This is a genomic window from Mycobacterium sp. SM1 (genome assembly GCF_018361265.1).
Lineage (GTDB): Bacteria > Actinomycetota > Actinomycetes > Mycobacteriales > Mycobacteriaceae > Mycobacterium.
The window spans coordinates 442,768-464,686 of sequence record NZ_JAFLNH010000003.1; the positions used below are offsets into that span (position 1 = coordinate 442,768).

A 21,919-nucleotide genomic window follows, 5' to 3' on the forward strand; every position below is an offset into this window, starting at 1 on the left:
GCGACCCGCTCCGGCGACGATGCGCGCCGTGGACGGTCGCGGGGAGGGCCGGTACGGCCAGCAATGAGGGAACAGCAAACAGCGTCGGACTTCGAGCAGCTGCTGGCGGTCTTGGATCTCAGTCCGATCGCCGACGACTTGTTCATCGGCTCGCATCCGAGCAAGAATCCGCCGCGGACATTCGGCGGCCAGCTGATGGCACAATCGTTCGTCGCGGCCAGCCGCACCCTGACCCGCGAGCTGCCGCCCACCGCGCTGTCGGTGCATTTCATCAACGGCGGCGATACCGCCAAGGACATCGAATTTCGGGTGACACGGCTGCGTGACGAGCGCCGTTTCGCCAACCGGCGAGTGGACGCGACGCAGGACGGCACCCTGCTGGCGTCGGCGATGATCTCGTATCTCTCCGGCGGCCGCAGCCTCGAGCACGGTATCGATCCGCCCGACGTCGCCCCGCCGGACACCCTGCCGCCGATCACGGAGCTGCTGCGCGGCTACGAGGACACCGTTCCGTTGTTCGTCAATGCGCTGCAGCCGATCGATTGGCGCTACACCAACGACCCAACGTGGGTGATGCGCGCCAAAGGCGAGCGGCTGACCTTCAACCGGGTTTGGGTTAAGGCCGGGGGTGTCATGCCCGATGACCCGGTGCTGCACACCGCGGCGATGGTGTATTCGTCGGATACCACGGTGCTGGACTCGGTTATCACCACGCACGGGCTGTCGTGGGGCTTTGACCGGATCTTTGCCGCGACCACCAACCACTCGGTGTGGTTTCATCGGCCGGTCGACTTCGGCGATTGGGTGTTGTACTCGACGTCGTCACCGGTGGCCGCGGATTCGCGCGCGCTGGGTACGGGGCATTTCTTCGATCGTTCGGGCCGACTCGTCGCGACCGTGGTGCAGGAAGGCGTCGTGAAGTACTTCCCGGGCGCTGGCCGCTAGCGGTCGGCAGGCTCGCCGGTGGCCGCGGCACGACGATGCTGTCGCGCTATCCGTCACGCCCAGCGACGGCCGTGATCAGGGGTAACGTTTCAGTGGTGGGGCGGGGCACAGTGGGGTACGGCACGTGGGGGTGGGGGTGAACCGGCTGTTTGTCGACGCCGCTCCGGGGCTGCGCACCCGCGAGCGTGTCATCGTGCACGTCGACTCGCCCGCAGCGCGGGGGATCGGTGCCGTGGCCCTGCTGGGAGCGGCGTGCTGGCTGGTCGCCGTGGTTACCCATGAGCACGCGCGCTGGCAGCCGGCCGGCCGGCTGGAATGGTCCCTGACGGCTTTAGCGGCGGCGGCATTGTTCGCCCGCGGTATCTTTTTGCACCGACCGGTCACGGCGACGCACGCGGTCGTCGCCGCCGGCTTGGTGGTCGCCGGGCTGGGCGCGCATGCGCTGTCCCTTGATCTTCCCGGTGATGTGCTGGTCGCCGGGTCGGGGCTGGCGCTGATGTGGCCCACGTCGGCACGCCCGCAGCCCGGCGACCTGGCTCGGGTGTGGGCGCTGGTCAACGCCACCAGCGGGGACCCGCTGGCGCCGTTTGCCATGCAGGCCCGCAAGTGCTATCACTTCAGCGCTGACGGCGCCGCGGCGCTGGCGTATCGAACGCGCCTCGGGTATGCGGTGGTCAGCGGCGATCCGATCGGCGACGAAACGCAGTTCCCGCAGTTGGTCGCCGATTTCGCCGCCAGGTGTCATGCCCGCGGCTGGCGGATTGTGGTGCTGGCCTGCAGCGAGCGGCGGCTGGGGTTGTGGAGCGACCCGACGGTCATCGGCCGGCCGCTGCGCCAGATACCGATCGGGCGGGACGTCGTCATCGACGTGTCTGGCTTCGAGATGAGCGGGCGTAAGTTTCGCAACCTGCGCCAGGCGGTACAGCGCACCCATAACTTCGGTATCACCACCGAGATCGTGGCTGAGCAGGGGCTTGACGATCGGCGACGGGCGGAGCTGACCGCCGTGGTCCGGGCGTCCGTCAGCGGGGCGCACTTCCAACGCGGATTTTGCATGAACCTCGACGGGGCGCTTGAGGGCCGATACCCGGGAATCCTGCTGATCCTCGCCAGGGATGCATCCGGACGGGTCCAGGGCTTCCAGCGCTACGCGACCGCCGGTGGCGGCAGCGACATCACCCTCGACGCCCCCTGGCGGCGCCGTGGAGCCCCCAACGGCATCGATGAGCGGCTGAGCATCGACATGGTGACAGCGGCCAGAAACGCCGGTGCGCGGCGGGTATCCTTGGCGTTCGCGGCATTCCCGGAGCTCTTCGACGCCAGGCGGCGTGGCTGTGTGCGCGGCCTTTTTTACGTGCTGATCCGTCTTCTTGACCCGCTGATCGCGCTGGAGTCGCTGTGGCGGTATCTGCGTAAGTTCCACTCACTGGGTGAGCGGCGCTACGCGCTGGTGTCACTGACCCAGCTGGTCCCGCTGATTTGCGTGCTGTTATCGCTGGAGTTCATGCCGCGCTGGCGCCGGCTCTGATGCCCGCAGACCGATTACCGTGACGGCGCGGGTGCCGGTGTGATGCTGAATTTCTCTTGGATGTGCTCTCGGAACCGATCCACGCACCGTTGCTGTTTAACGGGGTCCGAGCCGGCCTTCTGCAGGCAGGTGAGGTAGTCGCCGCCGCCGGCTTCGCGCCACAGGCCCATCCAGATCGCGACGAAGATCAAGCCGACGACAATCGCGAGGACGCCCAGCACGACCCCCGCGACCGCCACCCCACCGTTGGTGGCTTCACCTCGCGTGACCCGTCTGCGCGCGACGAGCCCGATGACCGCGGCGGTGGCGCCCACGAGCACACCGCCGAGCACCGACCACACCAGCATCAGCGCGACGATCGCGATGACCAGCGATGCGATGCCCAGCCCATTTTTCGGGGTGGCCGGGGGCGGGGAATAGCCGGGATACGGTTGCCACGGGGGCGGCGGATAGCCCCCGGGATAGGGGACCTGCGCATTCGGGTAGGCCGGCGGCGGGTACCCGCCGCCGGCCGGCCAGTGCGCCGGTGGCGGCGGGGTTTCCGGTGGCCTTGTGGGGGTTTCGGGCTTATCCGCCGATCCGTCGGAGGGTTTATCTGCGGAGCTGCCCGCGGATTCTGTCATGGCTTGCGCTCCCATCGGTGCCGGCGGATCGAAGGTCAGCGTACCCGGGTGGACCGACTCGTAGTTGCTGACATCGGATGTCGGGAGGCAAATGATGAGTGGCCACCACGACCGTTCGCTCCGGGGCCATCAGTCCGCCGGTCGGATCCAGCAGGCCGCGCAGCACAACGTGCGCGTCGGCCGCGTCCAGATGCTCGGCCGGCTCGTCGAGCAACACGATCTGGGCCGTGGAGATCACCGCCCGCGCCAACAGCAGGCGGCGGCGCTGACCGGCCGATAGGGCCTGCGCCCCACCGGTCAACATGGTATCGAGCCCTTCGGGCAGGTCGTCCAACCACCGGCCGAGGCCGACGCGTCGCAACGCCGCCGTCAGCTCCTCGTCGCGACGGTCTCCGCGAGCAACCAACAGGTTGTCCCGCACGGTGGTGGCGAAGATATGCGCATCCTCAGCGAAAAAGGTTATAGCGCTGCGTAATTCGCTTTCACAGAGCAGACTCAAGGGGATGCCGCCCAGCGACACCTGACCGTGTTGCGGCGCCAGCAGGCCAGCGAGTGTCATCAGCAGCGTTGTCTTGCCCGAGCCGCTGGCTCCGGTGACCGCCAGCCTGGCGCCCGGCTCCAGGTCGATGCGCACCCGGTTTGCCGGATGCCGGGTGCATACCTCGGCGCGCAGCCAGCGGGCGGGGCGCGGCGGTGCCGGTGCTGCGATAGTGGTCGCCTTAGCCGCCGGCACCGGGTCCTTCGGCGCGGGGCCGGTGAGGTCGAGCAATCGGCGCGCCGCGATCCGTGAGCGGGCCAGCTGCACGGCAGCGGCCGGCAACGGCACCGTCGCCTCGAACGCGGATAGCGGCAGCAGCATCAGCACCGCCAGGGTGGTGGGTGCCACCGCGGAGGCCAGTCCGATTCCGGCCACGACCGCACCGAGGACGCTGACACCGATCGCCGCGGTGGGCATCGCCTCGGCGATGGCCGCCGGTCGCGCGGCGGTGTCGACCGCAACACCCCAGTCATCATGGCGGCGGCGCGACTCGGCGAGGATCGCCGGCAGGGTGCCGGCGACACGCAGTTCGGGCGCATGCTCCAGCGCGATCATCGCGGCCACGTCCCGTGCGGAATGATGCTCGCGGGCAACCGCTTCCTGGGCTGTGGCGGCCCGGGCGGCCACCCAGGGCGCTACCACTCCGGCGGTGAGCAGGCAGAGCGCTACCACTCCCGCCGCCGGCGGGGAGATCGCGGCGATAACCGCGGTCGCCGCCAGGGCCAGCACGGCGGCCACGCCGATCGGGAGCAGGGCGCGCACCAGCACGTTGGCCAGCTCGTCGACATCGGTTCCCACCCGCGCGAGCAGCTCGCCGCTGTGCAGCCGGACCGCGGCGTCCGCGGGTCCGTGGGCGAGCCGGCGATAGACCTGGGCGCGGGCGGCGCCGGCCCCGCGCAGCGCGGTATCGTGGGCGGCCAGTCGCTCACAGTAGTGCAGCACACCCCGGGAAATCGCCAGCGCCCGCACCGTGACGACCGCGATCGTCAGGTCCAGCACCGGGGGCATCTGCCAGGCGCGGGTGATCAGCCAGGCCGACACCCCGGCGAGCGCCAGCGCGCTGGCCAGCGACGCCGCCCCCAGCGCCAGGGCGAGCAGCAAGCGGGGCAAGCGGGGGCGCAGCAGGCGCACCGCCACCGGCAGCGGATCAGACCGGCGCATGACGCACTTCGCCCCCGGCCACCTCGATGACCTGGTCACCGGCCGCCAGGACGCGAGCACGATGACCGACGACCACCACGGTTGCGCCGGCTCGCGCCCGCGCCGCGATGGCCCGCAGCACCCGGTCCTCGGCGTCGGCGTCCAGGTGGGCGGTCGGCTCGTCGAGCAGCAGCACCGGGGCGGGTGATCCGAGCGCGCGGGCGAGGCCGAGCCGTTGCCGCTGGCCCAACGACAGTCCGGCGCCCCCGCGCCCGAGAACGGTGTGCAGCCCCTCGGGCAGTTCCTTCAGCACAGAGTCAAATCCCGATGCCGCACAGGCAGCGTCGATATCTTGCAGGCCGCCGAACAATGTCAGATTGTCGGTGATGGAGCCCGGGATCAGCACCGGGCGCTGTGGCAGCCAGGACAGCTGCCGCCACCAGGCGGCCGGGTCAAGGTCGGCGATGTCGACCCCGGCCACGCTGATGCGCCCCGACGTTGGTGGCGTCAGCCCCGCGATCGCCTGCAGGGTCGTGCTTTTCCCCGCGCCGTTCGGCCCGGTCAGCACGGTCACCTCGCCGGGGCGGATCTCCGCGGTAAGGTCACGCGGCGCGGGCCCGTCACGACCCGCGACGGTCAGCCGCTCGATGTGGATCACCGCGCCTTGCGCGGACACCGGGCGCCGGCCCCGCGGCGCGGTGGCCGGGGTTTCGATGAGCGCGAAGGCTTTGTCGGCTGCGGCTCTGCCATCCTCGGCGGCGTGAAATTCCACGCCGATACGCCGCAACGGCCAGTACACGTCCGGTGCCAGCAACAACACCGTCAGCCCGGTCGGCAGACTCATCCCGCCGAACACCAACCGCAGGCCGATGCTCACCGCGATCAGGGCTACGCCCAAGGTGGCGAGCAGCTCGAGCACCAGCGCGGACAGAAACGCCATGCGCAACGTCGCCATCGCCGAGCGGCGGTGAGCGCCAGCCAGTTCCGTGATGCGGTGTTCGGGTCCGGTGGCGCGCCCGAGAGCCCGCAGCGTTGGGATGCCGGCGATCAGATCCAGCAGCCGGGCCTGCAGCGTGGTCATCGCAGCCAGCGCGGCCGCTGAGCGGTCAGCGGTTGCCAGGCCGATCAACACCATGAACATCGGTATCAGCGGAAGCGTGATCACCGCGATCAGCGCCGATTTCACGTCGTAGACCGCGATCACCGCGACGGTCGCCGGGGTCAGGATCGCCGCCAGCATCAACGACGGCAGGTACGCGGTGAAGTAGGGACGCAACCCGTCAAGGCCCCGCGTCACCACCGCCGCGGCGAGGTCGCGGCGGGCGGCCAACGTCCTGGGCTCTTGGGCCGTTACCGCCGTCAACACCCCAGCGGTGAGCTCGGCGATCGTCGCGCTGGCGCCGCGCTGACCCAGGCTCGCCTGAATCCAGCGGGTTGCGGTGCGAATTCCCCACACCAGCACCAGGACCGACAGCGGCCACAGCCAGCAGCGCAGGCTGCGTCGGGATGGATCGGTGATGACGCCGGCCACCACGTGCGCCAGCACGATCGCCGACGTGACGGCACAGCCCGAGATCACCACACCGCAGGCCAGCGTGGCGAGCAAAAACCGGCGCAGCGCGAAAGAAGCCCGCCACAGCCGCGGGTCGAAGGGGGCGTGGCTGGTGGCGCTCAGGACGCGTGCCTCGCCAGACCGGTCGACGGAGGTATCTGCTCAGCCGAAATTCGTTGCCGGAACACCCAATAGGTCCATCCCTGATAGCCGATGACAAGAGGAACCAACGCGAGCGACGCCCAGGTCATGATCTTCAGGGTGTAGCCGGTCGACGAGCCGTTGTAGATCGTCACGCTCCACTCCGGGTTGAGTGTGGACGGCAGCAGATTCGGGTACAGCGACCCGAACAGCAGCGCCGCCACGCCGGCGATCACCACGGTCATCGCGACAAACGCCGCGCCCTCGCTGCGGCGCAGCCATATCAGGGTGACCGCGGTGAGCAGCGCGACCACCGCGACCCCCAGCGCCAGCCACGTCCAGGGCTTGCCGTAGGCCAGTTGGGTCCACAGCCCAAAACCGCCCGCTAGCACCACGGCCGGCGCGGAGAGCCATCGGGCGAACCGAAACGCGGTCTCGCGCACCGATCCTCCGGTTTTCAGCGCGCTGAACACCGCGCCGTAGAACAGAAACAGCGCCGCCGTTGCCAGCCCACCGAGCAGCGTGTAGGCGTTGAGCACATCGCCGAGCGCCAGACGCACCCGGTGCGCCGCGTCGATCGGCAGTCCGCGCACCAGGATCGCGAACGCCACCCCCCACAGCACCGCGGGCAGCCAGGATCCGGCCGCGATGCCGAAATCGGCCCAGGCACGCCATTTCGGGTCGTCGATCTTGCCGCGCCACTCGATGGCGACGGAGCGCACGATCATCCCGAACAGGATCGCCAGCAGCGGGAGATACAGCGCCGAGAACACCGCGGCATACCAGTTCGGAAACGCCGCGAACATCGCGGCGCCCGCAACGATCACCCACACCTCATTGCCGTCCCACACCGGGCCGATGGTGTTGAGCAGCGCGCGCCGGCGAGGCTCGGGATCGCCCCCGCCGATCATCCCGAACGGCGCCATCAGCATGCCCACGCCGAAGTCGAAACCCTCGAGGACCAAAAACCCCAGAAACAGCGCCGCGATGATCACGAACCACAGGTGCTGCAATCCCACTGTGACTCAACCCCTTTCAGTACGCGAACGATAGCGGCGCCGCCTCGGCCTCGCCGGGCGGCCGCGCCGGCGCGGGCTCGGCGTCGTGTTCCTGCGGGCCTTCGATCACGTACCGGCGCATCAAGAAGAACCAGAGCACCGCCAGCACCCCGTAGACGAGGGTGAACACCACCAACGACGTCAGCACCGTCGGGGGCGCGACATGGGAGACCCCGGCGTTCACGGTGAGGCGCACCGCCTGGTCGCCGGTTGGGTTGGGCGCGACCACCCACGGCTGGCGGCCCATCTCGGTGAACACCCACCCCGCCTCGCACGCCAGAAATGGGGTGGGAATGCTAAGGACACCGAACCGGCCCAGCCACCGCTGATCGGGGATCCGGCCCCGGCGGGTCACCCACAGCGCCGCCAGCGCGAAGAGCACCGGGATCGCCAGCAAGCCGATCATGATCCGGAACGACCAATAGGTCACGAACAGGTTCGGCCGGTAGTCTCCGGGGCCAAAACGGGTCTGGTACTGCCGCTGCAGATCCTCCACACCCTGCAGGGTGACCCCGCTGAACTTGCCTTCGGCTAAAAACGGCAGGACGTACAGCGCCGTGACCACACGGGTGACGCTTTCGCAGTTGTTGTGGGTGCCGATGGTCAGAATCGAAAAGCTCGGATCGGTTTCGGTGTGGCACAACGACTCGGCCGAGGCCATTTTCATCGGCTGCTGGCGAAACATCAGTTTGCCCTGGGTGTCACCGGTGGGAATCAGCAACAGCACCGCCGTGACGAGAACGAGCAGGCTGCTGGCGATGGTGGCCGGGCGGAACATGGTGCGCGCCTGCTCGGCGGCGTCGGCGGCGTGCCTATGCGAGCGGACCATCAACCAGGCCGAGACCCCGGCGACGAACACGCCGCCAGTGAGTAACGCGGCGGTAAGGGTGTGCAAAAACGCCCAGATGGCGGTGTTGTTGGTCAACAGGGCAGCGAAGTCGGTCAGTTCGGCGCGGCCGGTGCGCGGGTTGAAGCGGGCCCCGACCGGGTGCTGCATGAAGGCGTTGGCGGCGATGATGAAAAACGCGGACGTTTCCACCCCGATCGCCACGATCCAGATCGTCGCCAGGTGCAGCCACCGGGGCAGCCGGCCCCAGCCGAAGATCCACAGCCCGATGAACGTCGACTCGAAGAAGAACGCGATCAACCCCTCGAACGCCAGCGGGGCGCCGAAGATGTCCCCGACGAAGCGGGAGTACTCGCTCCAGTTCATGCCGAACTGGAACTCCTGCACGATCCCGGTCGCCACACCGATGGCGAAGTTGATCAAAAACAACTTGCCGAAGAACTTGGTGAGGCGATACCAGGCGGTGTTGCCGGTCACCATCCACGCCGTCTGCATCACCGCCAGGATCGGGGCCAAACCCATGGTGAGCGGCACGAAGATGAAGTGGTAGACGGTGGTGATGCCGAACTGCCACCGTGACATGTCGACGACATTCATATGCCCTCTCCCGGGTGCGCAATGCTACGACGAATTGTAGTAGATGACTCTGGGGTCGCGGGCGCCCACGTCACCCAGATCACGGCAGGGCCGGTCACGGCGACGCCTCCTGCGACTCCTGCGACGCGGTGCCGGGCACAGCCCTGGTGATCGCCTTGAACGCGGCGCGCATGCCGAACGCCGACACCACCTCGAACACCCCGATGACGACCAGCCAGATCCCCACGACCAGCGTCAGGATCTCCAAGGACGCAAACGGAGCGGCCAGCATCACGATGCCGGCTAACAGGCTGATCACGCCGAGGAATATCGTCCAGCCGCGGCCCGGCAGCGCCGGCTCGCCAATCGCGGAGACCGAGGTCGCCACCCCCCGGAAGATGAAGCCAACCCCAATCCAGATCGCCAGCAGCAAAACCGAGTTCGCAAGACTGCGAAAGCACAGCAGCGCCAGCACCAGCGACGCCGCCCCGCTGATGAACAGCAGCACCCGCCCGCCGGCGGACACCTGCAGGCTGAATGCGAAAAACACCTGCGCGATACCGCTGATCAGCAGGTAAGCCCCAAACACGATGGCGGCGACTAGGATCGATATTCCCGGCCAGACCGATACCACAATGCCAAGGGCCAGCGCCAGGATGCCCGATATCAGGGCGGACTTCCACAGATGCGGCAACAAGATTGGGACTCCGCGGGGGTGCATGCACAAAGTGTCCCACACGCCTCGGGTCGCCGCGCCGGATCGACGGAGCCCCACTTCAGAGGCGCGCGGCTTGACGGCGTGCCCGCGGCCCGGCCGAACCGGTGTCAGCTTTGCGGCCGGTGAGATACCACGTGCGCAGAACGCCCTTTCCCTTGACTTCGACGCGGCCCCGCGCTCGCAGCACGAAGTCGTTTTTCAGCCGTTCGTAGACCGCTTCGGGCACTTGAATCGACCCGACCGAGTCGGTGGCCTCCATCCGCGATGCCACGTTGACCGCGTCGCCCCACACGTCGTAAAAGAAGCGGCGCGAACCCACGACACCGGCGACCACCGGACCGGTGGCAAGACCGATGCGCAGCGGCAAGCCATTGCCGTCCGCGTCCCGCAGCTTGCCCGCAGCATCGGCCATGTCGAGCGCCAGCTCCGCCAGCGCCTCGACGTGATCGGGTCGCGGGTGGGGAACGCCACTGACCACCATGTAGGAGTCACCGCTGACTTTGATCTTCTCCAGGCCGTGCCGTTCGACCAGCGTGTCGAACTCGCTGTACACCCGATCGAGGAACCGGATCAGGCTGTCCGGCGCCATATCGCTTGCCTTCGCGGTGAAATCGGCGATGTCGGCGAAGAGCACCGAGGCCTCGTCGTACTTGTCGGCGATGATGCCGTGGGCCGGGTCTTTCAGCCGTTCGGCGATGCTGGCCGGCATGATGTTGGCCAGCAGCGCCTCGGATCGTTCGTATTCCGCCTCCATGGCCGCTTCGGCGCGGGCGGCGTCGCGCAGCGCGTACCACACCGTGACCACCACCATCACGCACGCGGAGACGGTGGTTAGGACGAAGCCCAGCGGCTGCACCCAGGCGGGCCGAAGCCCGGTGTCGCGGGGGACCAGGAATTCGAGGGCGATCACCAAACCGGCGGCAACGGCCGCCAGTGCGCCCGCCAGGGCGATACGCTCGATGCCCAGCTGCAGCACCACCAGGCAGGCCGCGACCAGGAAGAAAAACTGCAAACCCGAGCCGGTGCCCACGTTCACGCAGTTGATGAAGATCGCCACATACGCCGTGCCGAAAAAGGTCAGCGGCGCGACCAGTGCCCCGAACCGGTGCAGCAGCGGGACCGCCGCGAAGATCGCGGCCGCGACCAGGCTGATCGCCTGAACCCACCAGACCACGGGCTGGGCAAAGAAACCGAGGGCGATCAAGATCCCGCTGACCGCCACCGCGAGCGCGGCGCTGACGTTGAGCACCCGCCGCCGGCGTGCGGCGTTGTCGGCGTAGTGCCGGACGCGGGCGCGCGAGCGGGCCGGCACTGCCGCGACACCGCCCGGCGCGGGCAGCGAACCCGCTGCCTGGGGGATACCGCAGTTGTCAGCGGCCACGGCAAAAGCCTAACCGAGCCTAACCGCTGGACCCGCCGGTGTCGGCGGGTCGGCACGGCTCAACCGGCAGGTCCACGGCCAGCCACTGCGACGGGCGGTGCGCTGCCAGCGCGCCGTTAGGCATGATGTGGTACACCGGGTGGCCGTCGCGGGTGGCCAGGTCCGCGATCATCCGGCGGTGGCAGCGCCACCAGATCGGCTCCCCGCACATGATGGCCACCTGGGCGCTGCCGGCATCCTGCAGCAGCCGCTGGTAGGCGGCGCGAAAAGCGGGCGTGCGGGTGTGGGCGGCGTAGTTGGCGAACGCCGGGTTGCGCCACCACTGGTCCCGCGGTATCGGGGCGAGCGGCGGCTTACGCCGTCCACCGAGCCCGGGCTCGTGGCGGTAGCCAATGCCCGCGACGCCTAGCCAGTGCGCCATTGCCTGCTTGGACACGTCGGGGTTGCGCCGGGACCCCGGAAAGCTTCGCACGTCGACCACCAGGTCGATGCCGTGCTCACGCAGCAGGGCGGTGAGCTCCGCGGCGGTCTTCGCGCCGTGGCCGATGGTGTAGAGCATGGGGTTGACCGTTGGTATACCGTCGTGCCCTCGGTGGGATTCGAACCCACACTGTCGGGGTTTTGAGTCCCGTTCCTCTGCCAGTTGGGATACGAGGGCCCAGTCGGCTCCGGCTCCCCACCTTAGAGGATGCGTGCGATCGCCGGTCGCTCGCCAGCCCGGGGTCGGCGAGAGCCGCCTTGCGCTGCCACAATGTGCTCATGACCGGCCCGACGACCGATGCCGCCAGCTGCCGCCGAGTTCTGATCGCCGAGGACGAGGCGCTCATCCGGCTCGATTTGGCCGAGATGTTGCGGGAAGAGGGCTATGACGTCGTTGGGGAAGCCGGTGACGGGCAGGAAGCCGTGGATTTGGCCGGGCGGCTCAAACCCGATCTGGTGATCATGGACGTCAAGATGCCACGGCGGGACGGGATCGATGCCGCCTCGGAGATCGCCCGCAAGCGCCTCGCGCCGATCGTCATGCTGACCGCGTTCAGCCAGCGCGACCTGGTGGAACGGGCCCGCGACGCGGGAGCGATGGCCTACCTGGTCAAGCCGTTCACCGTCGGCGACCTCGTTCCCGCAATCGAGCTGGCGGTCAGCCGGTTTGCCGAGATCACGGCGCTGGAACGCGAGGTCGCGACGCTCGCGGACCGGCTGGAAACCCGCAAGCTCGTCGAACGGGCCAAAGGCCTGCTGCAGGCCAAACAGGGCATGACCGAGCCGGAGGCGTTCCGGTGGATCCAGCGCGCGGCCATGGACCGCCGCACCACCATGAAACGGGTGGCCGAAGTCGTGCTAGACACCCTCGGCACCGCCAACGACGCGTCACCGCCGGGCGAGCGCTAACCCGCGACCCGGAATCGTTTGACGCGCGATGTCATCCCGGAGACCAGCCGTACCCGACTGCGCGGCACCTGCAGGCGTTCGGCTAACAACCGGATAACGGCCTCGTTGGCCCTGCCGTCAGCGGCGGGCTCGCGCACGTAGACCGTCAGCGCGCCGTCGTCGCCGACTTCGACCAGCGGTCCCTTGCGGCTGCCGGGTTTGACCGTGACGACGAGGGTTCGCGCGGGTGCCATCGCCACCCACCTTAGCGGGCACCGCGGCGGGCCCTACCGCCGTGGACCCGTGCGCCCTGCGGGGATCACCGGGGCGCCGATGCCGCGTGCGATGCCGGCCCCAGTGCATAGAGTGGGGCCGTGAGCCCAGCCAACGCCCCACCCACCCGGCTTCCGCGGGTCCCGGGTGGCGCAACCGCCCCCGAGGAAAAACCCACCCTGCTGTTGCTGGACGGTAATTCGCTGGCGTACCGCGCCTTCTACGCCCTGCCTGCGGAGAACTTCAAGACCGCCGGTGGGCTAACCACCAACGCCGTCTACGGGTTCACCGCGATGCTGATCAACCTGCTGCGTGACGAATCCCCGACACACGTGGCCGCGGCGTTCGATGTGTCGCGCCAGACCTTTCGCTCCGACCGCTACCCGCAGTACAAGGCCAACCGCTCGGCCACCCCGGATGAGTTCCACGGCCAGATCGAGATCACCAAGGAGGTGCTGGCCGCGTTGGGCATCACCGTGCTGGCCGAGCCGGGCTTCGAGGCCGACGACATCATCGCGACGCTGGCCACCCAGGCCGAAGACGAGGGGTACCGGGTATTGGTGGTCACCGGTGACCGCGACGCGCTGCAACTGGTGAGCGACGACGTGACCGTGCTCTACCCGCGCAAGGGCGTCAGCGAGCTGACCCGCTTCACCCCCGAGGCCGTCGTCGAAAAATACGGGCTCACCCCCGAGCAGTACCCGGACTTTGCCGCGCTGCGCGGCGACCCAAGCGACAACTTGCCCGGCATCCCCGGGGTGGGCGAGAAGACCGCCGCGAAATGGATCGCCGAATACGGCTCGCTGCAGGCCCTGGTGGACAACGTCGACTCGGTGCGCGGCAAGGTGGGTGACGCTTTGCGGGCGCACCTGGCCGGGGTGGTGCGCAACCGCGAGCTCACCCGCCTGATCCGGGACGTGCCGCTGCCGCAGACACCGGACACGCTGCGGCTGCAGCCGTGGGACCGCGACGCGATCCACCGGCTGTTCGACCAGCTGGAATTCCGGGTGCTTCGCGACCGGCTGTTCGAAACGCTGGCCGCCGTCGAGCCGGAGGTCGAGGAGGGGTTCGAGGTCCGCGGCGCGGCGCTGGCGCCCGGCGCCGTCGGGCGGTGGTTGGCCGAGCACGCCAGCGATGGGCGCCGATCCGGGTTGGCGGTGGTCGGCACGCACGTGCCTTACGGCGCGGACGCCACCGCGCTCGCGATCGCGGCCGCCGACGGTGACGGCGGTTACATCGACACCACCACCCTGACCCCCGACGACGACGCGGCGCTGGCGGCCTGGCTGCGCGATCCGGAGAAACCCAAGGCGCTGCACGAGGCCAAGCCGGCCATCCACGACCTCGCCGGACGGGGCTGGACGCTGAACGGCGTCACCTCCGACACCGCGCTGGCCGCCTACCTGGTTCGCCCGGGGCAGCGCAGCTTCACGCTCGATGACCTTTCGCTGCGTTACCTGCGCCGGGAGCTGCGCGCGGAAAGTTCTGAGCCGCAGCAGCTTTCGCTTCTCGATAGCATCGAAGCCGTCGGCAAGCCCGACAGCCAAGCGGTGCGGACCACGATCCTGCGGGCTCGGGCGGTCGCGGACCTGGCCGACGCGCTGGACGCGGAGCTGGCCCGCATCGACTCCACCAGGTTGCTGGTGGAGATGGAGCTGCCCGTGCAACGGGTGCTGGCGGGCATGGAGGCCGCCGGCATCGCGGTCGACATAGACCTGCTGAGCAGCCTGCAAAGCCGGTTCGCCCACCAGATCCGCGACGCCGCCGAAGCGGCGTACGCCGTGATCGGCAAGCAGATCAACCTCGGCTCACCCAAGCAGTTGCAGGCCGTGCTGTTCGACGAGCTGGAGATGCCGAAAACCAAGCGGACGAAGACCGGCTACACCACCGACGCCGACGCCCTGCAGTCGCTGTTCGACAAGACCGGGCACCCGTTCCTCGAGCACTTGCTCGCGCACCGGGACGCCACCAGGCTGAAAGTCACGGTCGACGGGCTGCTGAATTCGGTCGCCGACGACGGGCGCATCCATACCACGTTCAACCAGACGATCGCGGCGACGGGCCGACTGTCCTCGACCGAGCCGAACCTGCAGAACATCCCGATCCGCACCGAGGCTGGGCGCCAGATCCGCGACGCATTCGTCGTCGGCAGCGGACCCAACGGCCCCTTTGCCGAGCTGATGAGTGCGGACTACAGCCAGATCGAGATGCGCATCATGGCGCATCTTTCGGGTGACGCGGGCCTCATCGAGGCCTTCCGCACCGGGGAGGACCTGCATTCCTTCGTCGCGTCGCGGGCATTCGGGGTGCCGATCGGGGAGGTGACGCCCGAATTGCGGCGCCGCGTCAAGGCGATGTCCTACGGGCTGGCCTACGGGCTGAGCGCTTATGGGCTGTCCGCCCAGCTGAAGATCTCCACCGAAGAGGCGAAAGCCCAGATGGAGACGTACTTCGCCCGGTTCGGCGGGGTGCGCGATTACCTGCACGCCGTGGTGGAGCAGGCCCGCAAGGACGGCTACACCTCGACCATATTGGGTCGCCGGCGCTACCTGCCCGAGCTGCACAGCACCAACCGCCAGGTGCGCGAAGCCGCCGAGCGCGCGGCGCTCAACGCGCCGATTCAGGGCAGCGCGGCCGACATCATCAAGGTGGCCATGATCGGGGTCGACAAGGCACTGAAAGCGGCCGGCCTGGCGTCGCGCATGTTGCTGCAGGTCCACGACGAACTGCTGTTCGAAGTCGCCCCCGGGGAGCGCGAGCGCCTCGAGGCGCTGGTGCGCGACAAGATGGGCAGCGCCTACCCGCTGGAGGTGCCGTTGGAGGTGTCGGTGGGCTATGGCCGCAGCTGGGACGCCGCCGCGCACTAAGCCCACGAAGCGCACTGAGCCCGCGCAAAGCCGGTGTCTGCCGGCGGGCTCCGGCGGTAGTCAATAGGCCGGGTTCGACAGGCCCGCGGACAGGCCCGGGCGAGCTGTGCGCCCCCACTTCGCCGTAGCGGTATCCGCGGCGCACCGGGCCGGGTTTGGCCCGGCTGCGCCGAGTCGAGTAGCCTCGACGGGTAACTCCATTTGTCCCTACGACCACGCCTGCCCGGAGCACCCCAACAATATGCCAAGTCCCTCCGTCACCTCGCCCCAGGTCGCCGTCAACGACATCGGCTCGAGCGAGGACTTTCTCGCCGCCATCGACAAGACGATCAAATACTTCAACGATGGCGACATCGTGGAAGGGACCATTGTCAAGGTCGACCGTGACGAGGTCCTGTTGGACATCGGCTACAAAACCGAAGGGGTCATCCCCGCGCGCGAGTTGTCGATCAAACACGACGTCGACCCCCATGAGGTGGTGTCCGTCGGCGACAAGGTCGAAGCCCTGGTGCTGACCAAGGAGGACAAGGACGGCCGGCTGATCCTGTCCAAGAAGCGCGCCCAGTACGAGCGCGCTTGGGGCACCATCGAGGCGCTCAAGGAGAAGGACGAGGCGGTCAAGGGCACCGTCATCGAGGTTGTCAAAGGTGGCCTGATCCTCGACATCGGGTTGCGCGGCTTCTTGCCGGCGTCGCTGGTCGAGATGCGGCGGGTCCGCGATCTGCAGCCCTACCTCGGTCGGGAACTCGAGGCCAAGATCATCGAGCTGGACAAGAACCGCAACAACGTGGTGTTGTCGCGGCGGGCCTGGCTGGAGCAGACCCAGTCCGAGGTGCGCACCGAGTTCCTCCACCAGCTGCAAAAGGGCGCCATCCGAAAAGGCGTGGTGTCGTCGATCGTCAACTTCGGCGCGTTCGTCGATCTCGGGGGTGTCGACGGTTTGGTGCACGTCTCCGAGCTGTCCTGGAAGCACATCGACCACCCCTCCGAGGTGGTGCAGGTCGGTGACGAGGTCACCGTCGAGGTGCTCGACGTCGATATGGATCGGGAACGGGTGTCGTTGTCGCTCAAAGCGACTCAAGAAGATCCGTGGCGGCATTTCGCCCGCACGCACGCGATCGGCCAGATCGTTCCCGGTAAGGTCACCAAACTGGTGCCTTTCGGTGCGTTCGTCCGCGTCGAGGAGGGCATCGAGGGCCTGGTGCATATCTCCGAGTTGTCGGAGCGGCACATCGAGGTCGCCGACCAGGTGGTCAGTGTCGGCGACGAGGTGATGGTCAAGGTCATCGACATCGATCTGGACCGCCGCCGGATTTCCTTGTCGCTCAAACAGGCTAACGAGGACTACACCGAAGAGTTCGACCCGGCCAAGTACGGCATGGCCGACAGCTACGACGAGCAGGGCAACTACATCTTCCCCGAGGGGTTCGATCCGGAAACCAACGAATGGCTCGAGGGCTTTGAAAAGCAGCGTGCTGAGTGGGAGGCGCGCTACGCCGAGGCCGAGCGCCGGCACAAGATGCACACCGCCCAGATGGAGAAATTCGCCGCCGCCGCGGACGCTGCCGCACGTGCCGATGCGGGCCAGCCACCGGCCAACAGCCCGCAGTCCGGCGACAGCACCAGTGGGGGCCTAGCCAGCGACGCCCAACTGGCCGCGTTGCGAGAGAAGCTCGCCGGCAGCGCATAGCGGCCGCTGGCTCTCGGATGCTGCGCATCGGGCTTACCGGCGGCATCGGCGCCGGTAAGTCGGTGGTGTCGGCCACGTTCGCGGAATGCGGCGCGGTCGTTGTCGACGCCGACGTCATTGCCCGCGAGGTGGTCGAGCCCGGCACCGCAGGATTGGCGGCGCTGGTCAACGCGTTCGGTACCGATATCCTGCGTTCTGACGGGACTCTAGACCGGGAGGCATTGGCGGCCAAAGCTTTCCGTGATGACGCTAGCCGAGCCACGCTCAATGGGATCGTTCATCCGCTGGTAGCCAAGCGCCGGGCGGAAATCATCGCGGCCGTGCCCGAAGATGCGGTTGTCGTGGAGGATATTCCGCTGTTGGTGGAAACCGGCATGGCGCCACTGTTCCCGCTGGTGGTTGTGGTCTACGCCGATGCCGAACTGCGCGTGCGGCGGCTGGTCGAACAACGCGGCATGACCGAGGCCGACGCCCGCGCCAGGATCGCCGCGCAGGCCGATGACCAACAGCGCCGGGCGGTGGCCGATGTCTGGCTGGAGAACTCGGGTAGCTTGCCGGCACTGATAGCGGCGGCGCGCGCGGTGTGGGATCACCGGATACTTCCGTTCACACGCAACCTGACTGCGCACCAGGTAGTTCGGCCGCCGGCGAGACTGACGCCCGCCGACCCGGCGTGGCCACGGCAGGCGCGGCGCATCCTCGCTCGCATTGCAATGGCGTGCGGGGAGAAAGCACTGCGCGTGGACCATATCGGATCGACAGCGGTGCCCGGGCTGGACGCTAGGAATGCCATTGATGTCCAGGTCACCGTCGAATCACTCACAGTGGCCGACGACATTGCTTCGCTGCTGCTGCCCGCCGGCTACCCCCGCATCCCCAGCATCACCGCCGATACCGCTCGGGCCGATGCCCGCAGCACCGTACAGTCCTATGACCACAGTAACGATCCAACGTTATGGCGCAAGCGGATCCACGGTTCGGCGGATCCCTGCCGGCCGACCTGTGTCCATATCCGGGTCGCCGGCTGGCCCAACCAGCAGCTCGCGCTGTTGCTCAGGGACTGGCTGCGAGCCAATCCCGAAGTGCGCGCGGAGTTTCTGGCCGTGAAACAGCAGGCCGTTGCCGCTTGCGGCGGCGATGCCGCTCGCTACGCCGCGGCGAAACAGCGGTGGTTTGACGCCGCTTACAACCGGGCGTGGGAGTGGGCCGACACGAGCGGCTGGCGGCCCTAGCCCAACCCCGCTCCGACACCGAGATTCGCGCTCAGGTGAGCGGCGCACCGCACGGCAGCACCCCGTTCATCGGATCGGCACTGCCGGGCACCGGTCTGACGAACTGATCGACCTGCGTGGCGACGGTGTCGTCCACGTCGATCTCGCAGTGCACGTTGGCGGAATACGGCCAGTGGATCGCCACCTGCATGCCCGCTTTCGCCGGATCCGCCAGCACGGTGTTGGCCTCGAACGGGTTGCCGGGAACCGCGCTCAAGGTGGCGGTGTTGACCTGGGTGTCACTGATCCTGAAGGTTGCCTGACTGCCGGGGGCCACTCCATCGACCCGGGCGATGTAGGTGACGTTGTGCAGCTCGTTCTGGGCGTGCGCGGTCACCGGTGATACCGGTACGCACATCGCGCCGGCCGTCACTGCGGCAACCGTCACCGATCTGCGCTTGGTGGAGCTCATAACCGAAGACATTACGCGACGCGACCCCGCCGGAACCACGCCATGCGGGGGCTGCCAACTGTTTGGGGGTTGAGTGGTCGGTAGTTGTCAGTGGTGTGCTGTAGGAACAGAAGTGTGAATCTGGCGGCGTGGGCTGAGCGCAACGGTGTTGCGCGGGTGAGTGCGTATCGCTGGTTTAGCGCCGGGCTGTTGCCGGTGCCCGCCCGGCGAGTGGGTCGGCTGATTCTGGTGGACGAGCCGACCGGCGAGGCTGGCTCACGAGGGCGCACGGCCGTCTACGCGCGGGTGTCCTCGGCCGATCAGAAGGCTGATCTGGATCGGCAGGTGGCTCGGGTGACGGCCTGGGCCACCGCCCAACAGATCCCGGTCGACAAGGTGGTTGTCGAGGTTGGCTCTGCGTTGAATGGGCACCGTCGCAAGTTCCTTGCGCTGCTGCGTGACCCGACGGCGAGTCGGATCGTGGTGGAGCATCGGGATCGGTTCTGCCGGTTTGGCTCTGAGTACGTCGAAGCCGCTCTTGGCGCCCAGGGCCGTGAGCTGGTGGTGGTCGATTCCGCTGAAGTCGATGAGGACCTGGTGGGCGATATGAGCGAGATCCTCACCAGTATGTGCGCTCGGTTGTCTGGCAAACGCGCTGCGCAGAACGGGGCCAAGCGTGCGCTGGCGGCCGCGGCGTCCGACGAGGTGGAGGTGGCCTGAGATGCCGCGTTTCGAGGTGCCCGACGGCTGGTGTGTGCAGGCATTCCGGTTCAGTGTGCCACGCTGAAAGCCGATATCCGGGCGTGGCACGCCGCCGGTGTTAAGACCGCGAGGCCATCGCTGCCGGTGTTGCGCAAACGCTGGAACCAGGTCAAAGACGACGTGTGCGTCAACAGCCAGACCGGCGCGGTGTGGTGGCCCGAATGCTCGAAAGAGGCATATGCCGATGGCATCGCCGGCGCGGTGGACGCCTACTGGAACTGGCAGAGCTCCCGATCGGGCAAACGCGAGGGCAAGCCGATGGGCTTCCCCCGGTTGAAGAAGAAAGGACGCGACGCCGAGCGGGTGACGTTCACCACCGGGGCGATGCGCCTCGAGCCCGACCGCCGGCATGTCGCCTTGCCGGTGATCGGCACCGTCCGCACTCATGAGAGCACCCGCCGCATCGAGCGACTCATCGCCAAGGGCCGCGCGCGGGTGCTGGCGATCAGCTTGCGCCGCAACGGCACTCGCCTGGATGCGAGTGCTCGGGTGCTGGTGCAGCGCCCGCTGCAACCCGGGGTCGCGCGACCAGGTTCGCGGGTGGGTGTCGATGTGGGTGTGCGTCGTTTGGCGACGGTCGCCAGCGCTGAGGGTCTCGTGATCGAACAGGTGGCTAACCCGCGCCCGCTCGACGCCGCGCTGCGCGAATTACGGCGTGTGTCGCGGGCCCGTTCACGCTGTGTGAAAGGCTCACGGCGCTACCGTGAGCGCACCACCGAGATTTCCCGGCTGTATCGCCGGCTCAACGATGCCCGCACCCATCACCTGCACGTCCTGACAACACGATTGGCGAAAACCCACGGCCGCATCGTCGTTGAAGGTTTGGACGCTGCCGGGATGCTGCGGCAAAGAGGGCTGCCCGGGGGCTCGCGCCAGACGGCGCGGGCACTCCGATGCCGCCCTGGGCACACCGCGGCGGCACCTGTCCTACAAGGCTGGCTGGTACGGGTCACGGCTGGTGGTCGCTGACCGCTGGTTCCCGTCGAGCAAAACCTGCCACCTTTGTGGGCATGTCCAGGACATCGGATGGGACGAAAAGTGGCAATGTGCCACGTGTTTGGCGGTCCATCAGCGCGATGACAACGCCGCGATCAACCTCGCGCGCTACGCGGAAACCATTAGCGTCGTCGGCCCAGTTGGGGCCGCCGTCAAGCGTGGAGCCGACCGTAAGACCCGGCCTGGCCGGGCAGGTGGCCGTGAAGCGCGGAAGGGACGCGGCCGCAAGGCCGCCGAACAACCCCGAGACGGGGTGCGAGTCGCGTGATCACTAACGATCACTCACTTGCAACGGCATCCGCCGCGCGGTAGAGCGCGCGCCGGCGAGTTAAAAGCCGTCAGTTCGCCCGTTGCCCAACCGCCGGCGCGGGCCGGACAGTGAGCGGGCGTGACTGCTCATTTCGGACCATGGATCGCGTTGGGCGGCGAGTCGTTTGGGCAGATCCCGAATGCTGAACCGATCGGCGCGCATGCCCGGCTCGTCCAGCTCGTCCCATTCCAGCGGGGTGGCCACCGGCGCGCCGTGGCGGGCCCGCACCGCGTAGGGCGCGACCGCGGTCTGCGCGTAGGCGTTGCGCATGATGTCGATATACACCCGATCGCCCCGGAGGCTCTTACGGATCTCGGTGGTGCGGTGCGCGGGATCCTCGGCCGCGACCACGCCGGCGACGCCACGGGCGAACTGCCGGGCGGTGTCGAAGTCGGACTCGCGGGCAAGGGGCACCACGACATGCAACCCGCGCGAGCCGGTGGTCTGCACGTAACACGCCAGGCCGAGTCCGGTGAGCACGTCGGCCAGCGCGCGAGCAGTGGCGCGTACGGCCGGGAACTCGCGTCCGGACGGATCCAGGTCGAAGACCAGTCGGTCCGGCCTGTCGGGCCAATCCTGCCGCGACAGCCATGCGTGCAGCGTGATGCAGTCCTGGTTGGCCAGCCACAGCAGCGCCTCGCGCCGGTCGGCCACCGGATGCACCACGGCGCCGCCCTCCTTGGCAACCTGGGCGCGGCTCAGCCAGTCGGGCAACGTGTTCGCGAAATCCTGCTGCAGGAAGCCCTGCTCGCCGATTCCGCGGGGAAACCGCTGTGCTGTCAGTGGTCTGCCCTTCAGGTGCGGCAGCATCACGTCGGCCACCTCGGCGTAGTAGTCGACAAGGTCGCCCTTGGTGATCCCGTCGGCGGGAAACAGCACCCGCTCCCGGTGGGTGATGTCGACTGTGACGTGGGGCATCAGGACGCTTCCTGGATCACGCCGCC

The 21,919-nt window shown here is 68.1% G+C and carries 18 protein-coding genes, 1 tRNA gene and 1 pseudogene; 8 read left to right on the top strand and 12 right to left on the bottom strand.

Features of this window, described 5'->3' with window-relative positions; all coding sequences use genetic code 11:
- The first annotated feature begins 63 nt into the window (after positions 1-63).
- Together MSM1_RS15115 and MSM1_RS15120 are read left to right on the top strand one after the other, a co-directional pair.
- On the top strand, positions 64-945 hold the full coding sequence (locus MSM1_RS15115) for an acyl-CoA thioesterase II (protein WP_213443743.1): 882 nt from the start codon (positions 64-66) through the stop codon (positions 943-945).
- Between the two features lie 136 nt (positions 946-1,081).
- A complete protein-coding gene (locus MSM1_RS15120) occupies positions 1,082-2,473 on the top strand; it encodes a bifunctional lysylphosphatidylglycerol flippase/synthetase MprF (protein WP_213444501.1) in 1,392 nt (463 codons plus the stop codon).
- Between the two features lie 14 nt (positions 2,474-2,487).
- Here the strand turns inward: MSM1_RS15120 and MSM1_RS15125 are convergent, their stop codons facing one another.
- The 9 genes from MSM1_RS15125 to MSM1_RS15165 form a co-directional block, all read right to left on the bottom strand.
- Positions 2,488-3,096, bottom strand: a complete 609-nt coding sequence (locus MSM1_RS15125; protein WP_213443748.1) for a DUF4190 domain-containing protein — start codon at positions 3,094-3,096, stop codon at positions 2,488-2,490.
- Positions 3,065-4,795 (bottom strand): thiol reductant ABC exporter subunit CydC, encoded by a 1,731-nt coding sequence (cydC, locus tag MSM1_RS15130; protein ID WP_213443752.1) that lies wholly within the window; start codon positions 4,793-4,795, stop codon positions 3,065-3,067. Before cydC ends, MSM1_RS15125 begins: the two co-directional genes overlap by 32 nt.
- Complete coding sequence (cydD, locus tag MSM1_RS15135) at positions 4,782-6,368, bottom strand: thiol reductant ABC exporter subunit CydD (RefSeq protein WP_236056652.1); 1,587 nt, start codon at positions 6,366-6,368, stop codon at positions 4,782-4,784. Before cydD ends, cydC begins: the two co-directional genes overlap by 14 nt.
- A 77-nt stretch (positions 6,369-6,445) precedes the next feature.
- Positions 6,446-7,486, bottom strand: coding sequence for a cytochrome d ubiquinol oxidase subunit II (cydB, locus tag MSM1_RS15140; RefSeq protein WP_213443757.1), 1,041 nt, complete (start codon positions 7,484-7,486; stop codon positions 6,446-6,448).
- A 16-nt stretch (positions 7,487-7,502) separates the two neighbouring features.
- Entirely contained in the window at positions 7,503-8,969 is a 1,467-nt protein-coding gene (locus tag MSM1_RS15145; RefSeq protein WP_213443762.1) for a cytochrome ubiquinol oxidase subunit I, read from the bottom strand.
- A 94-nt stretch (positions 8,970-9,063) separates the two neighbouring features.
- A complete protein-coding gene (locus tag MSM1_RS15150) occupies positions 9,064-9,669 on the bottom strand; it encodes an HdeD family acid-resistance protein (RefSeq protein ID WP_213443764.1) in 606 nt (201 codons plus the stop codon).
- A gap of 55 nt (positions 9,670-9,724) precedes the next feature.
- Positions 9,725-11,047, bottom strand: a complete 1,323-nt coding sequence (locus MSM1_RS15155; RefSeq protein ID WP_213443766.1) for an adenylate/guanylate cyclase domain-containing protein — start codon at positions 11,045-11,047, stop codon at positions 9,725-9,727.
- Between the two features lie 19 nt (positions 11,048-11,066).
- Positions 11,067-11,606, bottom strand: a complete 540-nt coding sequence (locus MSM1_RS15160; protein WP_213443770.1) for a DUF488 family protein — start codon at positions 11,604-11,606, stop codon at positions 11,067-11,069.
- 25 nt (positions 11,607-11,631) lie between these two features.
- Positions 11,632-11,705, bottom strand: a tRNA-Leu gene (locus MSM1_RS15165).
- Positions 11,706-11,806: 101 nt separating this feature from the next.
- Between MSM1_RS15165 and MSM1_RS15170 the strand changes: the two genes are divergently transcribed.
- A complete protein-coding gene (locus MSM1_RS15170; protein WP_213443773.1) occupies positions 11,807-12,436 on the top strand; it encodes an ANTAR domain-containing response regulator in 630 nt (209 codons plus the stop codon).
- Here MSM1_RS15170 and MSM1_RS15175 read toward each other — a convergent pair.
- Positions 12,433-12,669, bottom strand: coding sequence for a DUF167 domain-containing protein (locus MSM1_RS15175; RefSeq protein WP_213443775.1), 237 nt, complete (start codon positions 12,667-12,669; stop codon positions 12,433-12,435). The genes MSM1_RS15170 and MSM1_RS15175 overlap by 4 nt on opposite strands.
- 120 nt (positions 12,670-12,789) lie before the next feature.
- Between MSM1_RS15175 and polA the strand changes: the two genes are divergently transcribed.
- The 3 genes from polA to coaE all read left to right on the top strand — a co-directional run bounded on the left by polA (position 12,790) and on the right by coaE (position 18,477).
- A complete protein-coding gene (gene polA, locus MSM1_RS15180) occupies positions 12,790-15,555 on the top strand; it encodes a DNA polymerase I (protein ID WP_213443779.1) in 2,766 nt (921 codons plus the stop codon).
- Between the two features lie 241 nt (positions 15,556-15,796).
- Positions 15,797-17,245, top strand: coding sequence for a 30S ribosomal protein S1 (gene rpsA, locus MSM1_RS15185; protein ID WP_213443783.1), 1,449 nt, complete (start codon positions 15,797-15,799; stop codon positions 17,243-17,245).
- Between the two features lie 17 nt (positions 17,246-17,262).
- Positions 17,263-18,477 (top strand): dephospho-CoA kinase, encoded by a 1,215-nt coding sequence (gene coaE / locus MSM1_RS15190; RefSeq protein WP_213443786.1) that lies wholly within the window; start codon positions 17,263-17,265, stop codon positions 18,475-18,477.
- A gap of 31 nt (positions 18,478-18,508) precedes the next feature.
- Here the strand turns inward: coaE and MSM1_RS15195 are convergent, their stop codons facing one another.
- The gene (locus MSM1_RS15195; protein ID WP_213443792.1) at positions 18,509-18,928 is read right to left on the bottom strand and encodes a hypothetical protein; all 420 of its coding nucleotides are present in this window, start codon (positions 18,926-18,928) and stop codon (positions 18,509-18,511) included.
- Between the two features lie 114 nt (positions 18,929-19,042).
- Between MSM1_RS15195 and MSM1_RS15200 the strand changes: the two genes are divergently transcribed.
- Positions 19,043-19,627: an IS607 family transposase gene (locus tag MSM1_RS15200; protein WP_213443796.1), complete on the top strand. Its 585-nt coding sequence runs from the start codon at positions 19,043-19,045 to the stop codon at positions 19,625-19,627.
- A gap of 1 nt (position 19,628) precedes the next feature.
- Positions 19,629-20,933: pseudogene (tnpB, locus tag MSM1_RS15205) on the top strand (IS607 family element RNA-guided endonuclease TnpB).
- A 60-nt stretch (positions 20,934-20,993) separates the two neighbouring features.
- On the opposite strand, the gene ligD reads toward tnpB, so the two are convergent.
- On the bottom strand, positions 20,994-21,893 hold the full coding sequence (gene ligD, locus MSM1_RS15210) for a non-homologous end-joining DNA ligase (RefSeq protein WP_213443800.1): 900 nt from the start codon (positions 21,891-21,893) through the stop codon (positions 20,994-20,996).
- Between the last annotated feature and the right edge of the window lie 26 nt (positions 21,894-21,919).

Bases quoted from the DNA above. Each gene is read 5' to 3' on its own strand.
- MSM1_RS15115 (WP_213443743.1), top strand. From the start codon at position 64: ATGAGGGAACAGCAAACAGCGTCGGACTTCGAGCAGCTGCTGGCGGTC.
- MSM1_RS15125 (WP_213443748.1), bottom strand. From the start codon at position 3,096: ATGACAGAATCCGCGGGCAGCTCCGCAGATAAACCCTCCGACGGATCG.
- cydC (WP_213443752.1), bottom strand. From the start codon at position 4,795: ATGCGCCGGTCTGATCCGCTGCCGGTGGCGGTGCGCCTGCTGCGCCCC.
- MSM1_RS15145 (WP_213443762.1), bottom strand. From the start codon at position 8,969: ATGAATGTCGTCGACATGTCACGGTGGCAGTTCGGCATCACCACCGTC.
- MSM1_RS15150 (WP_213443764.1), bottom strand. From the start codon at position 9,669: ATGCACCCCCGCGGAGTCCCAATCTTGTTGCCGCATCTGTGGAAGTCC.
- MSM1_RS15160 (WP_213443770.1), bottom strand. From the start codon at position 11,606: ATGCTCTACACCATCGGCCACGGCGCGAAGACCGCCGCGGAGCTCACC.
- MSM1_RS15170 (WP_213443773.1), top strand. From the start codon at position 11,807: ATGACCGGCCCGACGACCGATGCCGCCAGCTGCCGCCGAGTTCTGATC.
- MSM1_RS15175 (WP_213443775.1), bottom strand. From the start codon at position 12,669: ATGGCACCCGCGCGAACCCTCGTCGTCACGGTCAAACCCGGCAGCCGC.
- rpsA (WP_213443783.1), top strand. From the start codon at position 15,797: ATGCCAAGTCCCTCCGTCACCTCGCCCCAGGTCGCCGTCAACGACATC.
- coaE (WP_213443786.1), top strand. From the start codon at position 17,263: ATGCTGCGCATCGGGCTTACCGGCGGCATCGGCGCCGGTAAGTCGGTG.
- MSM1_RS15195 (WP_213443792.1), bottom strand. From the start codon at position 18,928: ATGAGCTCCACCAAGCGCAGATCGGTGACGGTTGCCGCAGTGACGGCC.
- ligD (WP_213443800.1), bottom strand. From the start codon at position 21,893: ATGCCCCACGTCACAGTCGACATCACCCACCGGGAGCGGGTGCTGTTT.